The 15,056-nt window shown below is 35.7% G+C and carries 14 protein-coding genes and 1 pseudogene; all 15 read right to left on the reverse strand.

Annotated elements, in window-relative coordinates:
• Positions 1 to 63: 63 nt before the first annotated feature.
• Positions 64 to 1,167, reverse strand: a complete 1,104-nt coding sequence (locus GMB29_RS16510) for a prephenate dehydrogenase (protein ID WP_136351075.1) — start codon at positions 1,165 to 1,167, stop codon at positions 64 to 66.
• Positions 1,168 to 1,581: 414 nt separating this feature from the next.
• Positions 1,582 to 2,664, reverse strand: coding sequence for a histidinol-phosphate transaminase (gene hisC / locus GMB29_RS16515; protein ID WP_136351076.1), 1,083 nt, complete (start codon positions 2,662 to 2,664; stop codon positions 1,582 to 1,584).
• Between the two features lie 142 nt (positions 2,665 to 2,806).
• Positions 2,807 to 3,601, reverse strand: coding sequence for a tryptophan synthase subunit alpha (gene trpA, locus GMB29_RS16520; protein WP_136351077.1), 795 nt, complete (start codon positions 3,599 to 3,601; stop codon positions 2,807 to 2,809).
• Positions 3,567 to 4,793: a tryptophan synthase subunit beta gene (gene trpB, locus GMB29_RS16525; RefSeq protein WP_235883114.1), complete on the reverse strand. Its 1,227-nt coding sequence runs from the start codon at positions 4,791 to 4,793 to the stop codon at positions 3,567 to 3,569. Before trpB ends, trpA begins: the two co-directional genes overlap by 35 nt.
• Before the next feature lie 9 nt (positions 4,794 to 4,802).
• A pseudogene (locus GMB29_RS27760) lies at positions 4,803 to 5,432 on the reverse strand (phosphoribosylanthranilate isomerase); the annotation flags it as partial.
• Positions 5,425 to 6,189, reverse strand: a complete 765-nt coding sequence (gene trpC, locus GMB29_RS16530) for an indole-3-glycerol phosphate synthase TrpC (protein ID WP_136351079.1) — start codon at positions 6,187 to 6,189, stop codon at positions 5,425 to 5,427. The gene trpC and the pseudogene GMB29_RS27760, both read right to left, overlap by 8 nt.
• Positions 6,182 to 7,201 (reverse strand): anthranilate phosphoribosyltransferase, encoded by a 1,020-nt coding sequence (trpD, locus tag GMB29_RS16535; protein ID WP_136351080.1) that lies wholly within the window; start codon positions 7,199 to 7,201, stop codon positions 6,182 to 6,184. Before trpD ends, trpC begins: the two co-directional genes overlap by 8 nt.
• Positions 7,198 to 8,712 carry an anthranilate synthase component I gene (gene trpE / locus GMB29_RS16540; protein ID WP_136351081.1) on the reverse strand — a complete coding sequence of 505 codons (1,515 nt, stop codon included), beginning with the start codon at positions 8,710 to 8,712 and terminating at the stop codon, positions 7,198 to 7,200. The genes trpD and trpE overlap by 4 nt, the downstream gene beginning before the upstream one ends.
• Positions 8,713 to 9,072: 360 nt before the next feature.
• A complete protein-coding gene (gene aroH / locus GMB29_RS16545; protein ID WP_136351456.1) occupies positions 9,073 to 9,438 on the reverse strand; it encodes a chorismate mutase in 366 nt (121 codons plus the stop codon).
• Complete coding sequence (gene aroB / locus GMB29_RS16550; RefSeq protein ID WP_136351082.1) at positions 9,431 to 10,528, reverse strand: 3-dehydroquinate synthase; 1,098 nt, start codon at positions 10,526 to 10,528, stop codon at positions 9,431 to 9,433. The genes aroH and aroB overlap by 8 nt, the downstream gene beginning before the upstream one ends.
• Complete coding sequence (gene aroC / locus GMB29_RS16555; protein ID WP_136351083.1) at positions 10,528 to 11,700, reverse strand: chorismate synthase; 1,173 nt, start codon at positions 11,698 to 11,700, stop codon at positions 10,528 to 10,530. Before aroC ends, aroB begins: the two co-directional genes overlap by 1 nt.
• Positions 11,701 to 11,777: 77 nt before the next feature.
• Complete coding sequence (locus tag GMB29_RS16560) at positions 11,778 to 12,554, reverse strand: CheR family methyltransferase (protein WP_136351084.1); 777 nt, start codon at positions 12,552 to 12,554, stop codon at positions 11,778 to 11,780.
• A 120-nt stretch (positions 12,555 to 12,674) separates the two neighbouring features.
• On the reverse strand, positions 12,675 to 13,121 hold the full coding sequence (gene ndk / locus GMB29_RS16565) for a nucleoside-diphosphate kinase (RefSeq protein ID WP_136351085.1): 447 nt from the start codon (positions 13,119 to 13,121) through the stop codon (positions 12,675 to 12,677).
• A gap of 118 nt (positions 13,122 to 13,239) precedes the next feature.
• Entirely contained in the window at positions 13,240 to 14,202 is a 963-nt protein-coding gene (hepT, locus tag GMB29_RS16570) for a heptaprenyl diphosphate synthase component II (protein WP_136351086.1), read from the reverse strand.
• Positions 14,203 to 14,339: 137 nt separating this feature from the next.
• Positions 14,340 to 15,056 (reverse strand): demethylmenaquinone methyltransferase, encoded by a 717-nt coding sequence (locus GMB29_RS16575; RefSeq protein ID WP_136351087.1) that lies wholly within the window; start codon positions 15,054 to 15,056, stop codon positions 14,340 to 14,342.

Below are 15,056 nucleotides of genomic sequence, written 5' to 3' on the forward strand. Positions count from 1 at the left end.
GTTTCCACCTCTATTATGACAATTTAATGCTTATTGATAAGGTTTCTATTCATCTTACCATTTTTAGATGATAAATGTTTCATAATTCGAATATTTGCTAATACAATCTATTGCTAGTTCACGATCACGTTCAGTTTGAAAGCTTAATCTTAAAACACCATATATTTCTTCTCTGGTTTCAATAATACGAATATTTGTTAAGCTTATTTCTTCTTTCGCTAAATAACCTGTTATTTCTGAGATAATACCAGGATAATCTGGTACATCTACGAATAAATCATAAAATGATGGGATAGCACCTTTTTGCTTTTCAGGAAGGCCATCACGATAAAGCTTTGCTTGTTCAAAAAACAACAATAATTGTTCAGAATCTTCATTTGCAACCAATTGTTTCACACGTTCCATTTCTGACATCCATTCTTCAAATAGAGTAAGTAATGGCTCTTTATTATGAAGTAAAATGTCCCGCCACATTGAAGGATTACTTGAAGCAATCCTCGTGATATCTCGAAACCCGCCTGCTGCAAGCCTTTTTACAAGAGGATAATGTTCTTCATAACTTTCAGCTTGGGAAACTAAGCTTGCTGCTACAATATGAGGAAAATGACTAATCACTCCTGTTACTTTATCATGTTCTTCAGGTGTCATTTCAATAATATTGGCTTTTGTTCCCTCAAGTACCCTTTTTACCTCTGAAAGGTCTTCTGTTGTTACATGTTTTGATGGAGTTAAAATATAAAAAGCATTTTCAAATAGATGAGGCTTGGCTGCTAAAATACCAGATTTATGAGAACCAGCCATCGGATGTCCTCCGATAAATTTGATTCGGCCATTTAAATATTTATTTGCCCAATCTACTATTTTCGCTTTCGTGCTTCCTACATCTGTAATAATGACACCTTGTTTCAACTCAATATTTTGCAGCTGTTCAATGATTTCAATTGTTTGCTGAACAGGAGTAGAAATAAAGATCATATCGACATGAGCCAAATTCGGAAAAAGAGTAGGAGAAATTTCATCAATGGCTCCAAGCTTCATCGCCAACATGGCTTGTTCTTCATTAATATCAAAACCTATTACATTGATAGAAGGATTCGTTTGTTTTATTGATAATGCTAATGAACCACCAATTAACCCAAGTCCTATAAAATAAATATTTTTTACCATTTCATTCACCTTTTTCTTGGCCTACCATTCTATAGATGCATTACTTCATTATCTTAAAGACTTGCTGAGTACTTTCCCGTTTAAAAGCTTCAATTATTCCTAAGCAAGTACAAAATTCAGTCCTCTCTTCCATTGAAAAGAGGACTGAATTTTTGTTACTTATTATTTTATTTAGACTATTTTCGCATACTTTGTTGCTTTTCAATTATATTACACGAATAAGCTAGATTGATTTATGCTGCAGGTACTCGCTTTTCCGCGGCCGGTCTCATGAGCCTCTGCAGTGTTTTGCACTTGCGTGCGGGGTCACCTTAGGCAAACTTCTCCCGCAGGAGTCTCGCATATTCACTACAATCAACAGTTGATCGAATTTGTTACTTGCTAAAACAACAATCTTTACGAAAAGAGCCTTAATTAAAGAATGAAGTCTTTTAAAATCTGGATAATTTCAGCATTTTGCTGTTCTGTTCCAATGGTAATACGCAAATGATTTGGCACTCCAAGTGCATTACCTGAACGAACGATATAGCCTCTTTTAAGCAAAGCCTGGAATAGTTCATCAGAATCTCTATTAAAGTCAATTAAAATAAAGTTCCCTTCGGATGTGTAGTAATTTAATTTTAATTCTTCACAGAAATCATAAAACTGTTGCAAGCCTTGTTTATTCTTAATTTGACATTCTTCAACAAATTGTACATCACCTAAAGCTGCAATAGCAGCAGCCTGAGCGACTCTATTTGTATTAAATGGTTCTCTTGCCGGTTCTATTTTATTAATTAATTCAACATTTCCAAGTCCATAACCGATGCGTAAAGCTGCAAGACCATATGCTTTTGAAAATGTTCGTAGGATCATTAAATTTGAATTATCTTTTAAAAGCGGCACTGTTTGTGGATAATCCTCAGCAGTCACATATTCATAGTAAGCTTCATCAACGATGACAAGAACATGTTTCGGCACTTTAGTTAAAAAATCAAGTAATGCTTGTTTTTTTACATATGTACCAACTGGATTATTTGGCGTGCAAATCCAAACTATTTTTGTATTTTCATCAATTTGCACGAGCATTGAATCTAGATCATGGTCACCATTCACGAGTGGTACTTCTCGAATTTCTGCACCTTCGATTACCGCATTATGTTTATATTGTGGAAATGTAGGAGTTGCCATCACAGTATTTGATTGTGGGTTTAAAAGTGCACGACAAATGATTTGAATAACTTCATCTGTCCCATTTCCAAAAATGATTTCGTTTTCGTTTACCCCAACGTGATTTGCAACTTTTGTGCGAAGAAGTGCTGCATAACCATCTGGATATATAGCTAACTGTTCAAGTTCATCGAGGATTGCTTGTTTAACTTTTGGTGAACATCCAAATGGATTTTCATTAGAAGCAAGTTTAACAACTTTGGTTAAATTGAACTCCTTTTTGACTTCTTCAATCGGTTTTCCTGGTTGATATGGTTTTAACTGTAATAACTGTTCTTTTACTTGCATAGGTAACACCTCTCCTACTAAAGTGAATCTTCGATCAGAGGGATGAGCCTCTGATCATGATGATTATTATCTTAATCTGTTCTTTTTAAATAAGCAATCAAATTGATAATTGCTGTTAATCCTTCACTTTTTTTAGATCATGTTATGCTCCGAAAGTATGTGCAAAAGTTCTAAATTCATCAATAGCTTGCTGACGACTATTTTTATTCAATAATGACGTTTGCAACCGTTCAATTTCTCTAACTAATGCACTCCCGACAACTACACCATCACACAAGTTTGAAAATTGCTCTACCTGTTCTTTAGAGGAGATGCCAAAACCTACGACAACTGGTACTTTACTATATTGTTTTACTTCATCTAGGAAAGTTGTTATTGAGTTGTCGAAGCTTTTTCTGACTCCTGTAACACCTAAAGAAGAAACACAATAGACAAAACCCTCAGCGTTTTCTACAATCATTTTAATTCTGCTAGTGGATGTAGGTGCAACAAGTGATATAAAAGAAATTGAATGCTCTTGACACTTTTTACGGAGCTCTTCACTTTCTTCAAAAGGAATGTCTGGAATTAACAAGCCATCTACAGTATTTTCCCGCAGTAAAGCGAAAAAGTGTTCTTGATCTAATTGTAACACAGGATTGTAATACGTAAATAGAATAATCGGAATATTTACCCCTTTTTTCCTCATCTCAGGAACTAATTGGATAGCTTTCACAATATTCATCCCGTTTTTCAAGGCCCTGCTTGAAGCTTTCTGAATGACAGGTCCATCAGCGATAGGATCAGAAAACGGTATTCCTAGTTCAATAGCAGAGGCACCTGCTTCTTGTAAGGCAACGGCTAATTCGATTGTTGCATCACTATGAGGGTCTCCTGCTGTAATAAATGGTATAAAAAGCTTTTTATCTTGTAACGGCTGCTTGAAGAGTGTTTTCATTTGCTGTTCCCTCCTGATAATATGACATTAATGTATGGACATCTTTATCGCCTCTACCTGATAGACAAATAAGGATGCTTTCATGACTAGCCATTTGTTGTGCATGTTCAAAAGCGGTAGCAAGTGCGTGAGCCGATTCAATTGCAGCTAAAATTCCTTCTTGTTTCGCTAAAAGTTCAAGTGCATGAAGAGCTTCTTTATCTGTAACACTTTCATACTTCACTCGACCTGTACTTGCCAAATGAGCATGTTCAGGTCCAATACCAGGATAATCAAGACCAGCAGAAATCGAATATGGTTCAATTACTTGACCATATTGATCTTGAATTAAATATGTCAATGACCCGTGAAGGACACCCTTCGTTCCTTTTGTAATGGTAGCTGCATGCATATCCGTATCAACACCCATACCAGCAGCCTCAGATGCAACTAGCTCAACATTATCATTCAAAAATGCTGAAAACATCCCAATTGCGTTACTCCCGCCCCCGACACAAGCAATTACTTTCGTTGGTAGATTTCCTTCTATTTCTTGAAATTGTGCTTTCGCTTCATCCCCTATTACCCGTTGGAATTCCTTTACGATATATGGGTATGGATGTGGACCAACAGCAGATCCAATAATATAAAAATGATCTTCACAGTGCTGAACCCAATAACGCATTGCCTCATTTGTTGCATCCTTTAAAGTTTTGTTCCCACTTGTTACAGGTATGACTTCAGCACCAAGAAGCTGCATGCGAAACACATTTAATTGTTGACGACGGACATCCTCTTCCCCCATGAATACTTTGCATTCCATTCCAAATTTTGCAGCTACTGTAGCCGTTGCGACACCATGTTGCCCTGCACCTGTTTCTGCAATAATTTTTGTTTTCCCCATTCTTTTGGCAAGTAATGCCTGACCTATTGCATTATTAATTTTATGTGCACCAGTATGGTTTAAATCTTCTCTTTTAAGATAGATTTTTGCACCACCTAATTTTTCTGTAACATTTTTAGCAAACGTAACCGTTGTTGGTCTGCCAGAATATTCTTTTAATAAAAAATGGTATTCTTTTAGGAATGCCGGGTCTTTCATTGCTTCATTATGGGCTTGTTCAATTTCCGCTAATGGACTCATTAATGTTTCAGGAACAAAACGACCACCAAATTCACCATACCTGCCATTTTTATCTGGATAAGTTGACATATTAGAATACACCCTTTCTTCAATTTGGTTTATTTTATCTCTACTTTTCTTCTCATTTACTTCGATACCGCTCGATAGGTCAATACCTTGAGGTTTATAGGTTAATAGTTTTTGAATATTGGTTTCATTTACGCCGCCTGCAATAAAACAAAGCATGTCATGGTCTACAGAAAATTTTATATAGTTTGGAATAGCTGACCAGTCAAAACTTACTCCTGTTCCTCCCCATTGACCTTTTATTCTAGAATCAATAATAAAGCCGTCAACGACATCTTTATATATTTCCATTTCTTCAAGTGTCTGTTGATGATGATGAAGTGCCTTCCAAACAGAACCTGTGTATGACTTTTTAAGTTCCTTAATGTCACTTACTGATTCATTCCCATGAAGTTGAATGACATCGATTGGAAAAACTGTTAATACCTCATTGATTTCTTTAATAGTAGGATTTACAAATACAGCTACAACTTGTTTACTAGAAATATCAACACTAGCCAACCATTCTTTTACGACTTTTGGATCAACTCGACGTTTACTCTCAGCAAAAATAAAACCAATATAGTCTGCTTTAGATCTAGTTACAATTTCTAGGTCTTCTTTTGTTCGAACGCCGCATAATTTTAATAATGGTTTAAACATTGACACTTTCTCCAAAAAATTGTTGGATGGCCAACGTCTGATCCTCTTTTCTCATAAGCGATTCGCCAACTAAAACCGCTTTTGCTCCGTATTGCTGCACTTGTTTTAAATCATCCTTTGTATAAAGACCGCTCTCACTTACAAGTAATGTATCTTTTGGGATATAAGAAACCATATTTTCAAGTTGTTGGATATCTACTTCAAATGTTTTGAGATTTCGATTATTTACTCCTAAAATTTTCGGTGTGATGACCTTTAACACTTGTTCTAATGTTTGTAGGTCATGAACTTCAACGAGAACATCTAGTGTTAATTCTGTTGCATATTGATTAAGTTCCTTTAGCAAAGAAGGATCAAGTGCTTCACCGATTAACAGGATGGCATCTGCTCCTATACGTTTAGCCTCATCAACCTGAATGTGATCAATGATAAAATCCTTTCGCAATATTGGTAGATTCACTGACTTTTTCACAGACGTTAAGTACTCTCGTTTTCCTTGAAAGAATGGATTATCGGTAAGAACTGATAAACAATCTGCACCACCCTTTTCATATGCTAGAGCAATTTCTACAGGTTGAAAGTTTTCTTTTATTAACCCCTTAGAAGGTGATGCCTTTTTCACTTCAGCAATTAAACCAATCTCTCGCTTTGGATACTTTAGCGCTTGGTAAAACGAACGATGTGGCAATTTTTCATCAGCTGGTAATACTAGATTTTTTATTTCTTCTTTTTTTGTTTCAATTATTTTATTAAGCATAGTTTTCCTCCACCTGATGACGCAGCATCATTAATTGGTTTAATGCTAAACCATTTTGGATCGCTTCTTTTGCAAACATGACACCATCAGCTAATGTTTGAACATAACCTGCTACATATAAAGCTGCTGCTGCATTTATTGCAACAATGTTTTCAGCACTTTGCGGTGCTATACCTTTAAATACACGTTCAATAAGCTCTGCACTCTCTTGTGGGTTTGTGACTTTAATTTCCTCCATTTTCCCCTGCTGTAGACCAACATCATTAGGATGTAAAACATATCTTGTAATCACACCGTTTTTCAGTTCAACGACATCTGTTTCATTTGTTATAGAAATTTCATCTAATCCCTCTCTGCCTGTAACGAGAAGGACATGCTTAGCACCTAAACGCTTTAATGCTTCGGCCATCTTTTCAGCGTAGGCTGTTGAATAAACACCAATTACTTGCCTTTTAGCATTAGCTGGATTTGCCAAAGGTCCTAAAAGATTAAAAACATTTCGAAATCCAATTTCTTTACGAGGATTCACAGCATGCTTCATTGATGAATGGAACATTGGTGCAAATAAAAAGCTCATGTTTTGTTTATCTAGACTTTCTACTGCTTCTTTTTCGGTCGTTTGGAAATGAATCCCCAATGTTTCTATCACATCAGCGCTTCCGCTTTTAGAAGTAAATGCCCGGTTTCCATGTTTAGCAACTTTTACTTTCAGTGATGAGACAACAATTGCTGCTGCTGTTGAGATATTAAAAGTTGAGGCTCCATCTCCACCAGTTCCACATGTATCCACAACATCAATTTCATAATGGATCTGTGCCATATGGTTTTTCATAGACTTGGCAAAACCAACAAGCTCATCGACTGTTTCTCCTCTAAGTCGCATAATTGAAACAAGACTTGCGATTTGACTTGATGTTGCGTTACCTGTCATGATCGCATCCATCACTTGTTCTGCCTGAGCTTCTGTTAATGTTTTCCCTTCAATACATTGGGCTAATATCTCTTTCATCACTGTGTTACCTCCTTAGAAAATACCTTTTCAGCTAATTGGATTGCTTTTAACATGGCACTTGCCTTATTGCACGTTTCTTTCCATTCAAGTTCAGGGATGCTATCAACTACAATGCCTGCACCTGCTTGTACGTATGCTGTGTTATTTTTTACCGTAATCGTTCGAATCGTAATACATGAATCAATATTTCCGTCAAAGCCAACGTAAGCGACACAGCCTGCATAACTGCCTCTTGCAGTCGGCTCTAGTTCACTTAAAATTTGCATTGCACGAATTTTAGGTGCTCCAGATACAGTTCCGGCCGGAAACGAAGCCAGTAAAGCATCAATTGGGTGGACATCATCTCTCATCTTTCCAGTTACTTTAGAAATTAAATGCATAACATGTGAAAAACGGCCGATTTCCATTAATGTTGGAGTAGTAACTGAACCATACTCAGATACTCTGCCAAGGTCATTACGTGCTAAATCTACCAACATATAATGTTCTGCTTTTTCCTTTTCATCATGTTTTAATTCTTCTTCAAAATATTGATCCTCTTCAATTGTTTTACCACGTCTTCGTGTTCCTGCAATTGGATGAATTTCCAGATGCTTATTTTGAATATAAATTAATCTTTCTGGCGAGCTACCAACAAGTTCCGTGTCGTTGTAACGTATATAAAACATGTATGGTGATGGGTTAACATTTCGTAAAATCCGATATAATGAAAATCCGTCTGTTGTTATTGGGATTTCAAACCGCTGTGACAATACTCCTTGGAATATATCACCAGCCCGGATGTATTCCTTTACTTTTTCGACATCTTCTAAGAACTTGTTCTTTTCATAATTGGATTTAATTTCATCAAAATTGACATCAAATTGATCTGATACTTGTAATGGAAGGTGGTCAGGTTGATCTTTTTGCTTTAGCTTGCTGAAATATTTATTCATCTTTGCTTCTGCAAGCTGATAAATAGCTTTAAGATGTCCCTCATCTTCCTCACCATTTACACGCTCATAGTGGATAAAATATAGTTGTTTCTCTTGATGATCAAACGCAATAACGGTTTCACACACAAAAAACATGCAATTTTGTTGATTAAGGTCATTTACCTTATGCTTATCAACTTTTTCAATGATCGAAACAGTGTCATAACCAATATAGCCAACAGCACCTCCAACGAATGGTATTTCAAGGTTTGGAAGTTTAATCGCTAAATGTTTTTGGAGATTACTGAAAATTTTTGTAATGGAATTTGATTTAGAGACCGTTTTTCTTTGTTCATTCAATATTGAAAACTCGCCATTGTTTTCTTCGATAAATAAAAATGGGTTTATACCAATAAAAGAATACCGTGACCAGCTTGATTCAGAATCCTTACTTTCTAATAAGTACACAGCTTCTTCCTGAAAAAGCTGAAATAATTGAATAGGTGTAAATGTGTCAACGAAAAAACGTTGCACGATGGGGATTGTACGATATTGCTTGCTATCTTCACAAAAGGTTGTAAAAGAAGAAAAATTCAAAGTGACTCACTCCTCCAATATTTTTGGAGAATGAGGATTTAGGAGGTGAAATTGAAGATTATTTTGCACATCGACCCTTTTCTTACAATACATTCACACATCTTTTGTTAAAAATGTCCCAGTTGTATTATAAAAAAGATCTACATTCTTCAAATGAAAAAGAAGAACATAAAAACCCAAAAACACTTCGGTTTTTGGGTAGACTTGTGCCATTGTAAATAAAACCTCAGCTAAACTAACTCATTCTCTGCTACCCTATACTCATCTAATCTATTAACTAATCAATCTTCTTTTTTATGTTAATACAAATTACCAACTCATGTCAATCATGTTATGCCATTATTCTGAAATCTTCAATAATTATTTAACGAATAAGTCGGGTCTCAGCTTGATAGCATCACCTAAATAAACATGCTGAATATCCTCTTGCTTTTCATTTGTTTCAACCGTCATCAGTATTCTAATACATTTTTCTAAACTATTTGGGACAGGTATTTCCTGCATGCACATAACAGGGACAAATGTCCATCCATCAATTGTTCTTAATGCTTTTGCAGGAAATGCAGCTGTAAGGTCCTGTGTAACTGTCATAATCACTTGAGCAACAGTTTCTGGTTTAACGTTATTTTGACGAATCATTTCATGTAACAGCTCATCAGTAGCCTTTATGATAAGAGATTCTTCATTTTCTTTAACAGTTGTTGCTCCGCGAATTCCTCTAATCAACCTTTTCACCTCGTTCGACGGTTCTCCACTCATCAAGTAGAGCAAATAACTCTTCACCTGTAAAAATGGCAGATGTTGTTACACCGATGTCTTTTAATAATATAAATGTTAATTGATTTGATTTTGTTTTTTTATCTTTTTTCATTTTATTTATTAATTGCTCTGTTGTCTGGTCATTTGGAACTTCAGTCGGGAAACCAATCTCCTTAAACCATGTTTTTAATTCATGATATGGGAGATTTATATCTAATGTTTTATTACTTAACCATATAGCAAATAGCATGCCAATTGCAATACTATCACCGTGTGAGAGCTTCCCATATCCAGCCTCTGCTTCAATCGCATGACCAAGTGTATGACCAAAATTTAAGATTGCCCTAAGACCTAATTCTTTTTCATCTTTTGAAACAACATCTGCTTTTATTTGGATACCTTCACGTATCATTCTTTGCAAGTTATCAATTGTTATGTCCTCTAATTGACGAACTTCCTTAAATAAGAACTGAAACAGTGATTCACTTCTTATAAGAGAATGTTTAATGACCTCAGCGAAACCTGATCTTAGTTCACTTTTTGGCAAACTTTTCAAAAACTGAATGTCATATACAACTGCCTTAGGCTGATAAAAAGCACCGATCATATTTTTCCCTTCAGGGTGGTTGATCGCAACTTTTCCACCGACAGCACTATCATGTGCTAATAATGTAGTCGGTACCTGAATAAATGGAATTCCCCGCATATACGTAGCTGCAACAAAGCCTGTTAGATCACCGACAACCCCGCCTCCGAAGGCAATCACAACTGATTTTCGATCAAGTTCATTTTGTAACGCAAAAGTGTGAATCTCATAAAACATCTCAAATGATTTAGCAGCCTCGCCACTTTTGATTACATGCTTATATGTCGTCCATTCCCCGCCGACGAGATCTATCAAACAATCTCCATATAATCTGTCTACATTTGTATCTGTTACAATTAGAATCTTCGACGGTGATATGCCTCTAATTAGATTTGGGAGTTTTTTTATCGCTTCATGACCAACAATTACCGGGTATGTCTCTTCAGTCGTATTGATCAAAATCGATTCCATTAAAAATCCCTCGTATATTGGCGCATTTTTTCAATATTTTCCTTGATGAGATCCATACGATCTACACCAAACTGCTCAACAATTGCATTCGCAATTTCCCAAGCGACAACAGCTTCAGCTACAACACTTGCAGCAGGCACTGCACAGCTATCAGATCGTTCAATACTTGCCGTAAATGGTTCTTTCGTATCAATATCGACGGATTGTAATGGTTTATATAGTGTCGGTATTGGTTTCATCACGCCTCTTACAACGATAGGCATACCTGTTGTCATACCGCCTTCAAAGCCGCCTAATCGGTTTGTTTTCCGCGTATAGCCCGCTTTTTCATTCCAAATAATTTCGTCATGAACTTGACTGCCAAATTTTCGAGCTGCTTCAAATCCAATCCCGAATTCCACTCCTTTAAAGGCATTAATACTAACAATCGCTCCTGCTATCTTACTATCTAACTTACGATCATATTGTACATAGCTGCCAATTCCAGCTGGAAGTCCTTCTACGACTACTTCTACAACTCCACCAATAGAGTCACCGTTAGCCTTAGCATTGTCAATTGCCTCCATCATTTTCGTCTCGGCTTGACGATCATAACATCTCACAGGAGATTCTTCAGTTACCGCTAATAAATCGTCAATATCACGATATTCTGCATTCTCAGCTTTTACGCCGCCAATTTCCAATACATGTCCTACAACTTTAATATTTAATTCAGATAAAATTTGTTTTGCTAAAGCTCCAACTGCAACACGTACCGTTGTTTCACGGGCAGATGAGCGTTCCAATACGTTTCTCATGTCACGATGCCCATATTTCATTGCACCTACTAAATCAGCATGTCCTGGACGTGGACGTGTAATTTGACGTTTTACTTCTTGCTCTTCATCTTGTGAAAGTGGTTCTGCACCCATGATCTTTGTCCAGTGCTTCCAGTCTCTGTTTTCTACAACTAATGAAATTGGCGCACCCAAAGCTTTACCGTGTCGAACTCCACCTAAAATTTGAACTTGATCTTTTTCAATTTGCATTCTTCGACCGCGACCATAGCCCTTTTGTCTTCTTGCTAAATCTTTATTTATATCTTCTGCTCTTAAATTTAATCCAGACGGTACACCTTCGACAATTGCAGTAAGTTGAGGACCGTGAGATTCTCCAGCTGTTAAATATCTCATTTTTCTGTCTCCCTTCAACGCGCTAACGCTTTTAAGTAAAAATATATCATATCTACAAAAAAAAAAATAGCAATTTTTTAACTCTTTTGATAAAAAAACGTTTCAATAGAATTTAATTGAAACCTGTCTGCATTAAAAATTTGTTCTGTACTTCCTACAAAAAAGATTCCTTTATTATTTATGGCATCACTAAACTTTTTATACAATATTTCTTTTGCATCTTCCGTAAAGTAAATTAATACATTGCGGCAAACAATTAAATCAAACTGTGACTCGAATGGGTCGGCTAATAGATTTTGCTTTTTAAATTGCACAGACTTGATGATTTGATCGCTAATTTGATAATTTGATCCTTCTTTTTTAAAATATTTGTTTTTCATTTCAAGCGGGACTTCATTTAATGATCTTTCTGGATAAATCCCGAGCTTGGCTCTCGCCAAGACATTTTCATCAATATCTGTCGCTAATATTTTCACTCTTGAAAACGGAACAAACTTTGAAAGAATCATCGCAAGCGTATAAGGTTCTTCCCCTGTCGAACATGCTGCACTCCATATTTTTAACTGTGAATTCTTTTCGAGAAGTTTTGGTAGAATCTTTTCTTCAAGCACCTGCCATCTTTTAATATTTCGATAAAATTCCGAAACATTTATGGTCATTCGGTCTAAAAACTCGTAATATAATTCATTTTGTTTACTTATACCATTGTAAAAATCATTAAAATTTAAAAAGCCACGTTTCTCATATAAAGAAATTAATCTTCTCTTCATTTGTGCTTCTTTATAAAGTGATAAATCAATTCCTGTTTTTAGTTTAATTTTTTTAATAAATAACTCATAATCTTGATCTTCCATTGTATACTCTCCTATTACATATCCTTACGATAATTAATAGTATATCTTAAATTTGTGAGAATTGGCGCAATTTTTAAAGAAAATGCTTCTTAAAAAATAAAAAGCTAGCAAAATGCTAGCTTAGTAGATCCACGTATTGATTGATTTATCATATCCAACAAGCTCGGACTCATTAAAAAATAATGCAATTTCACGATCAGCACTTTCAGGTGAATCAGATCCATGAATAATATTTTGCCCAACATTCATGCAGTAATCACCGCGGATCGTGCCTGGATCAGCATCTTTCGGATTTGTTTTACCCATCATTTTACGGGTTAGTTCCACAACATTTTCACCTTGCCAAACCATTGCAAAAACAGGTCCTGAAGTAATAAATTCTACTAACTCACCATAGAAAGGCTTACCTTTATGTTCCCCATAGTGCTGCTGGGCAAGATCTTCTGAAATTGTCATTAGTTTTGCGCCAACTAATTGTAAGCCCTTTCTTTCAAATCTGCTAACAATTTCCCCGATTAATTGACGTTGTACTCCATCAGGTTTAACCATTAAAAATGTTTTTTCCATAATATTTCTCCACCCCATAAGTTATTTATGTATAGGCTTTCATACCCCAAGAAAATAATAACATGTGATTGTATTGATATGCAATGATAGAATGGCGAAAAAAAAAGAAAATTCTTAATTAAAATTTTCTTTTTCCAATATATTTAGCAATACTAGCCAATGTAGACCTTGCACGATTTTTTGGTAAGCTTTCGACAATTTCAAATGCTTTTTGCAGATACTGATCACTAATTTTTGCTGATCTTTCAATCACATCTGATTGCAAAATTTTATTTAATATTGGTTGTATCTCACTTGGTTTCGTCTCATTTGTTATCTTTTCAATCTCATTCTTTAAGGATGGATCTTCTAATGCAAACAAAACAGGAAGCGTAATATTTCCTTGAAGAAGGTCGCTCCCAACAGGCTTTCCAAGTTCCTTTTCAGTTGAGGTAAAATCTAGTATATCATCGGTTATTTGAAATGACATACCAACGTAATAACCAAATCTGTAGAGTTTTTTATGTATTTCTTCTGGAGCACCAGCTGAAATCGCTCCTAATTGACAACTTACGGCAATTAATATAGCTGTTTTCCGTTTAATTCGTTTTAAGTATGTACGCAAAGATTGCTCAAATCGATATTTATCTTTTATTTGTTCAATTTCTCCTAAACAAACTTCTACAATTGCTTTTGAAAGGATTTTATGTGCCAAAGGATTTTCAATATTAGTCATTACCTCTAACGAGCGTGCTAATAAGTAGTCACCTGTATACATCGCAATACGATTATCCCACTTTTCTCTAACTGTCGGCTTTCCTCTTCGCAATTTTGCATCATCAACGACATCATCATGAACAAGTGTCGCCATGTGTATGGTCTCTAGTGTAACTGCCACATATTTGACGGTATTTATATCATAATCACCGAACATAGATGACAGCAATACAAAAACAGGCCTAATCCGTTTGCCACCCGCTTGAAGAAGCTCTAAGTTAGCTTCTCTTAATAAGGGATACTCAGAATGTGCTGTCTTTTCTAACTCTTGTTCAATTATTGTGAGGTCAGTATTCAGAAAAGAATACATTGATTTTAATTTCATCCTATTCACCTTAATACATCTTATTGTCAATAAATACTTGATAAACTTTATTATTTCAAGAAGCACATGTTTTAAACTAGGTGCCTATCCTATTCGTTTGCTGTCTTTACACCACAAAGAGGTATAACCAAACTCGATTATGAAACAATCGTTGGTTTTACACCTAAATGCATGGCTGCGACCCCGCCTGTAAATGGTTTGACTTGCACATGTTCAAAACCTGCCTGCTTAAACATTCTTGCTAGTTCTGCCATTCCTGGGAAATCTCGGGCAGACTCTTGTAACCAAGAATATTCATTATAGCTTTTCGCGAAAAGTTTGCCGAATAAAGGCATGACATAACGGAAATAGAAATAGTACCCCTGTTTGAACACAGGCGCAGTAGGTTGTGATGTTTCTAAACACACTGCTTTTCCACCAGGCTTCAAAACTCGATTCATTTCTTTTAATACTTGCATATAATCTGGAACATTCCTTAATCCGAAACCGATTGTTACCACATCAAATGTATGATCTTCAAATGGTAGCTTCATAGCGTTACCATGTATTAGTTTTACATTTAATAAGCCTAATTCCTCTACCTTTTGCTTGCCAATTTCTAGCATGTTTTTACTGAAATCAAGTCCGATTACATGTCCATTAGTCCCCACTTCTTTTGCAAGAGCAATACTCCAATCAGCAGTACCACAACAAACATCTAAAGCTTTATGGCCTAATTTAACATCCATCCTTTTCATTGTTTCTTTTCTCCATGCCTTGTGGCGTTGAAAGCTAATAATGGAATTCATTTGATCATAGTTTTTATATATTTTTTCAAATACACCGTGGACTTTTTCTTCTTTAGATTGATCCAT

This window comes from Metabacillus sediminilitoris (genome assembly GCF_009720625.1).
GTDB classification, from domain to species: Bacteria; Bacillota; Bacilli; order Bacillales; family Bacillaceae; genus Metabacillus; species Metabacillus sediminilitoris.

Excerpts from the sequence above, each read along its gene's own strand:
- GMB29_RS16510 (WP_136351075.1), bottom strand. The coding sequence starts at position 1,167 with ATGGTAAAAAATATTTATTTTATAGGACTTGGGTTAATTGGTGGTTCA.
- hisC (WP_136351076.1), bottom strand. The coding sequence starts at position 2,664 with ATGCAAGTAAAAGAACAGTTATTACAGTTAAAACCATATCAACCAGGA.
- trpA (WP_136351077.1), bottom strand. The coding sequence starts at position 3,601 with ATGAAAACACTCTTCAAGCAGCCGTTACAAGATAAAAAGCTTTTTATA.
- trpB (WP_235883114.1), bottom strand. The coding sequence starts at position 4,793 with ATGTCAACTTATCCAGATAAAAATGGCAGGTATGGTGAATTTGGTGGT.
- trpC (WP_136351079.1), bottom strand. The coding sequence starts at position 6,189 with ATGCTTAATAAAATAATTGAAACAAAAAAAGAAGAAATAAAAAATCTA.
- aroB (WP_136351082.1), bottom strand. The coding sequence starts at position 10,528 with ATGGAATCGATTTTGATCAATACGACTGAAGAGACATACCCGGTAATT.
- aroC (WP_136351083.1), bottom strand. The coding sequence starts at position 11,700 with ATGAGATATTTAACAGCTGGAGAATCTCACGGTCCTCAACTTACTGCA.
- GMB29_RS16560 (WP_136351084.1), bottom strand. The coding sequence starts at position 12,554 with ATGGAAGATCAAGATTATGAGTTATTTATTAAAAAAATTAAACTAAAA.
- ndk (WP_136351085.1), bottom strand. The coding sequence starts at position 13,121 with ATGGAAAAAACATTTTTAATGGTTAAACCTGATGGAGTACAACGTCAA.
- hepT (WP_136351086.1), bottom strand. The coding sequence starts at position 14,202 with ATGAAATTAAAATCAATGTATTCTTTTCTGAATACTGACCTCACAATA.
- GMB29_RS16575 (WP_136351087.1), bottom strand. The coding sequence starts at position 15,056 with ATGGATCAATCTAAAGAAGAAAAAGTCCACGGTGTATTTGAAAAAATA.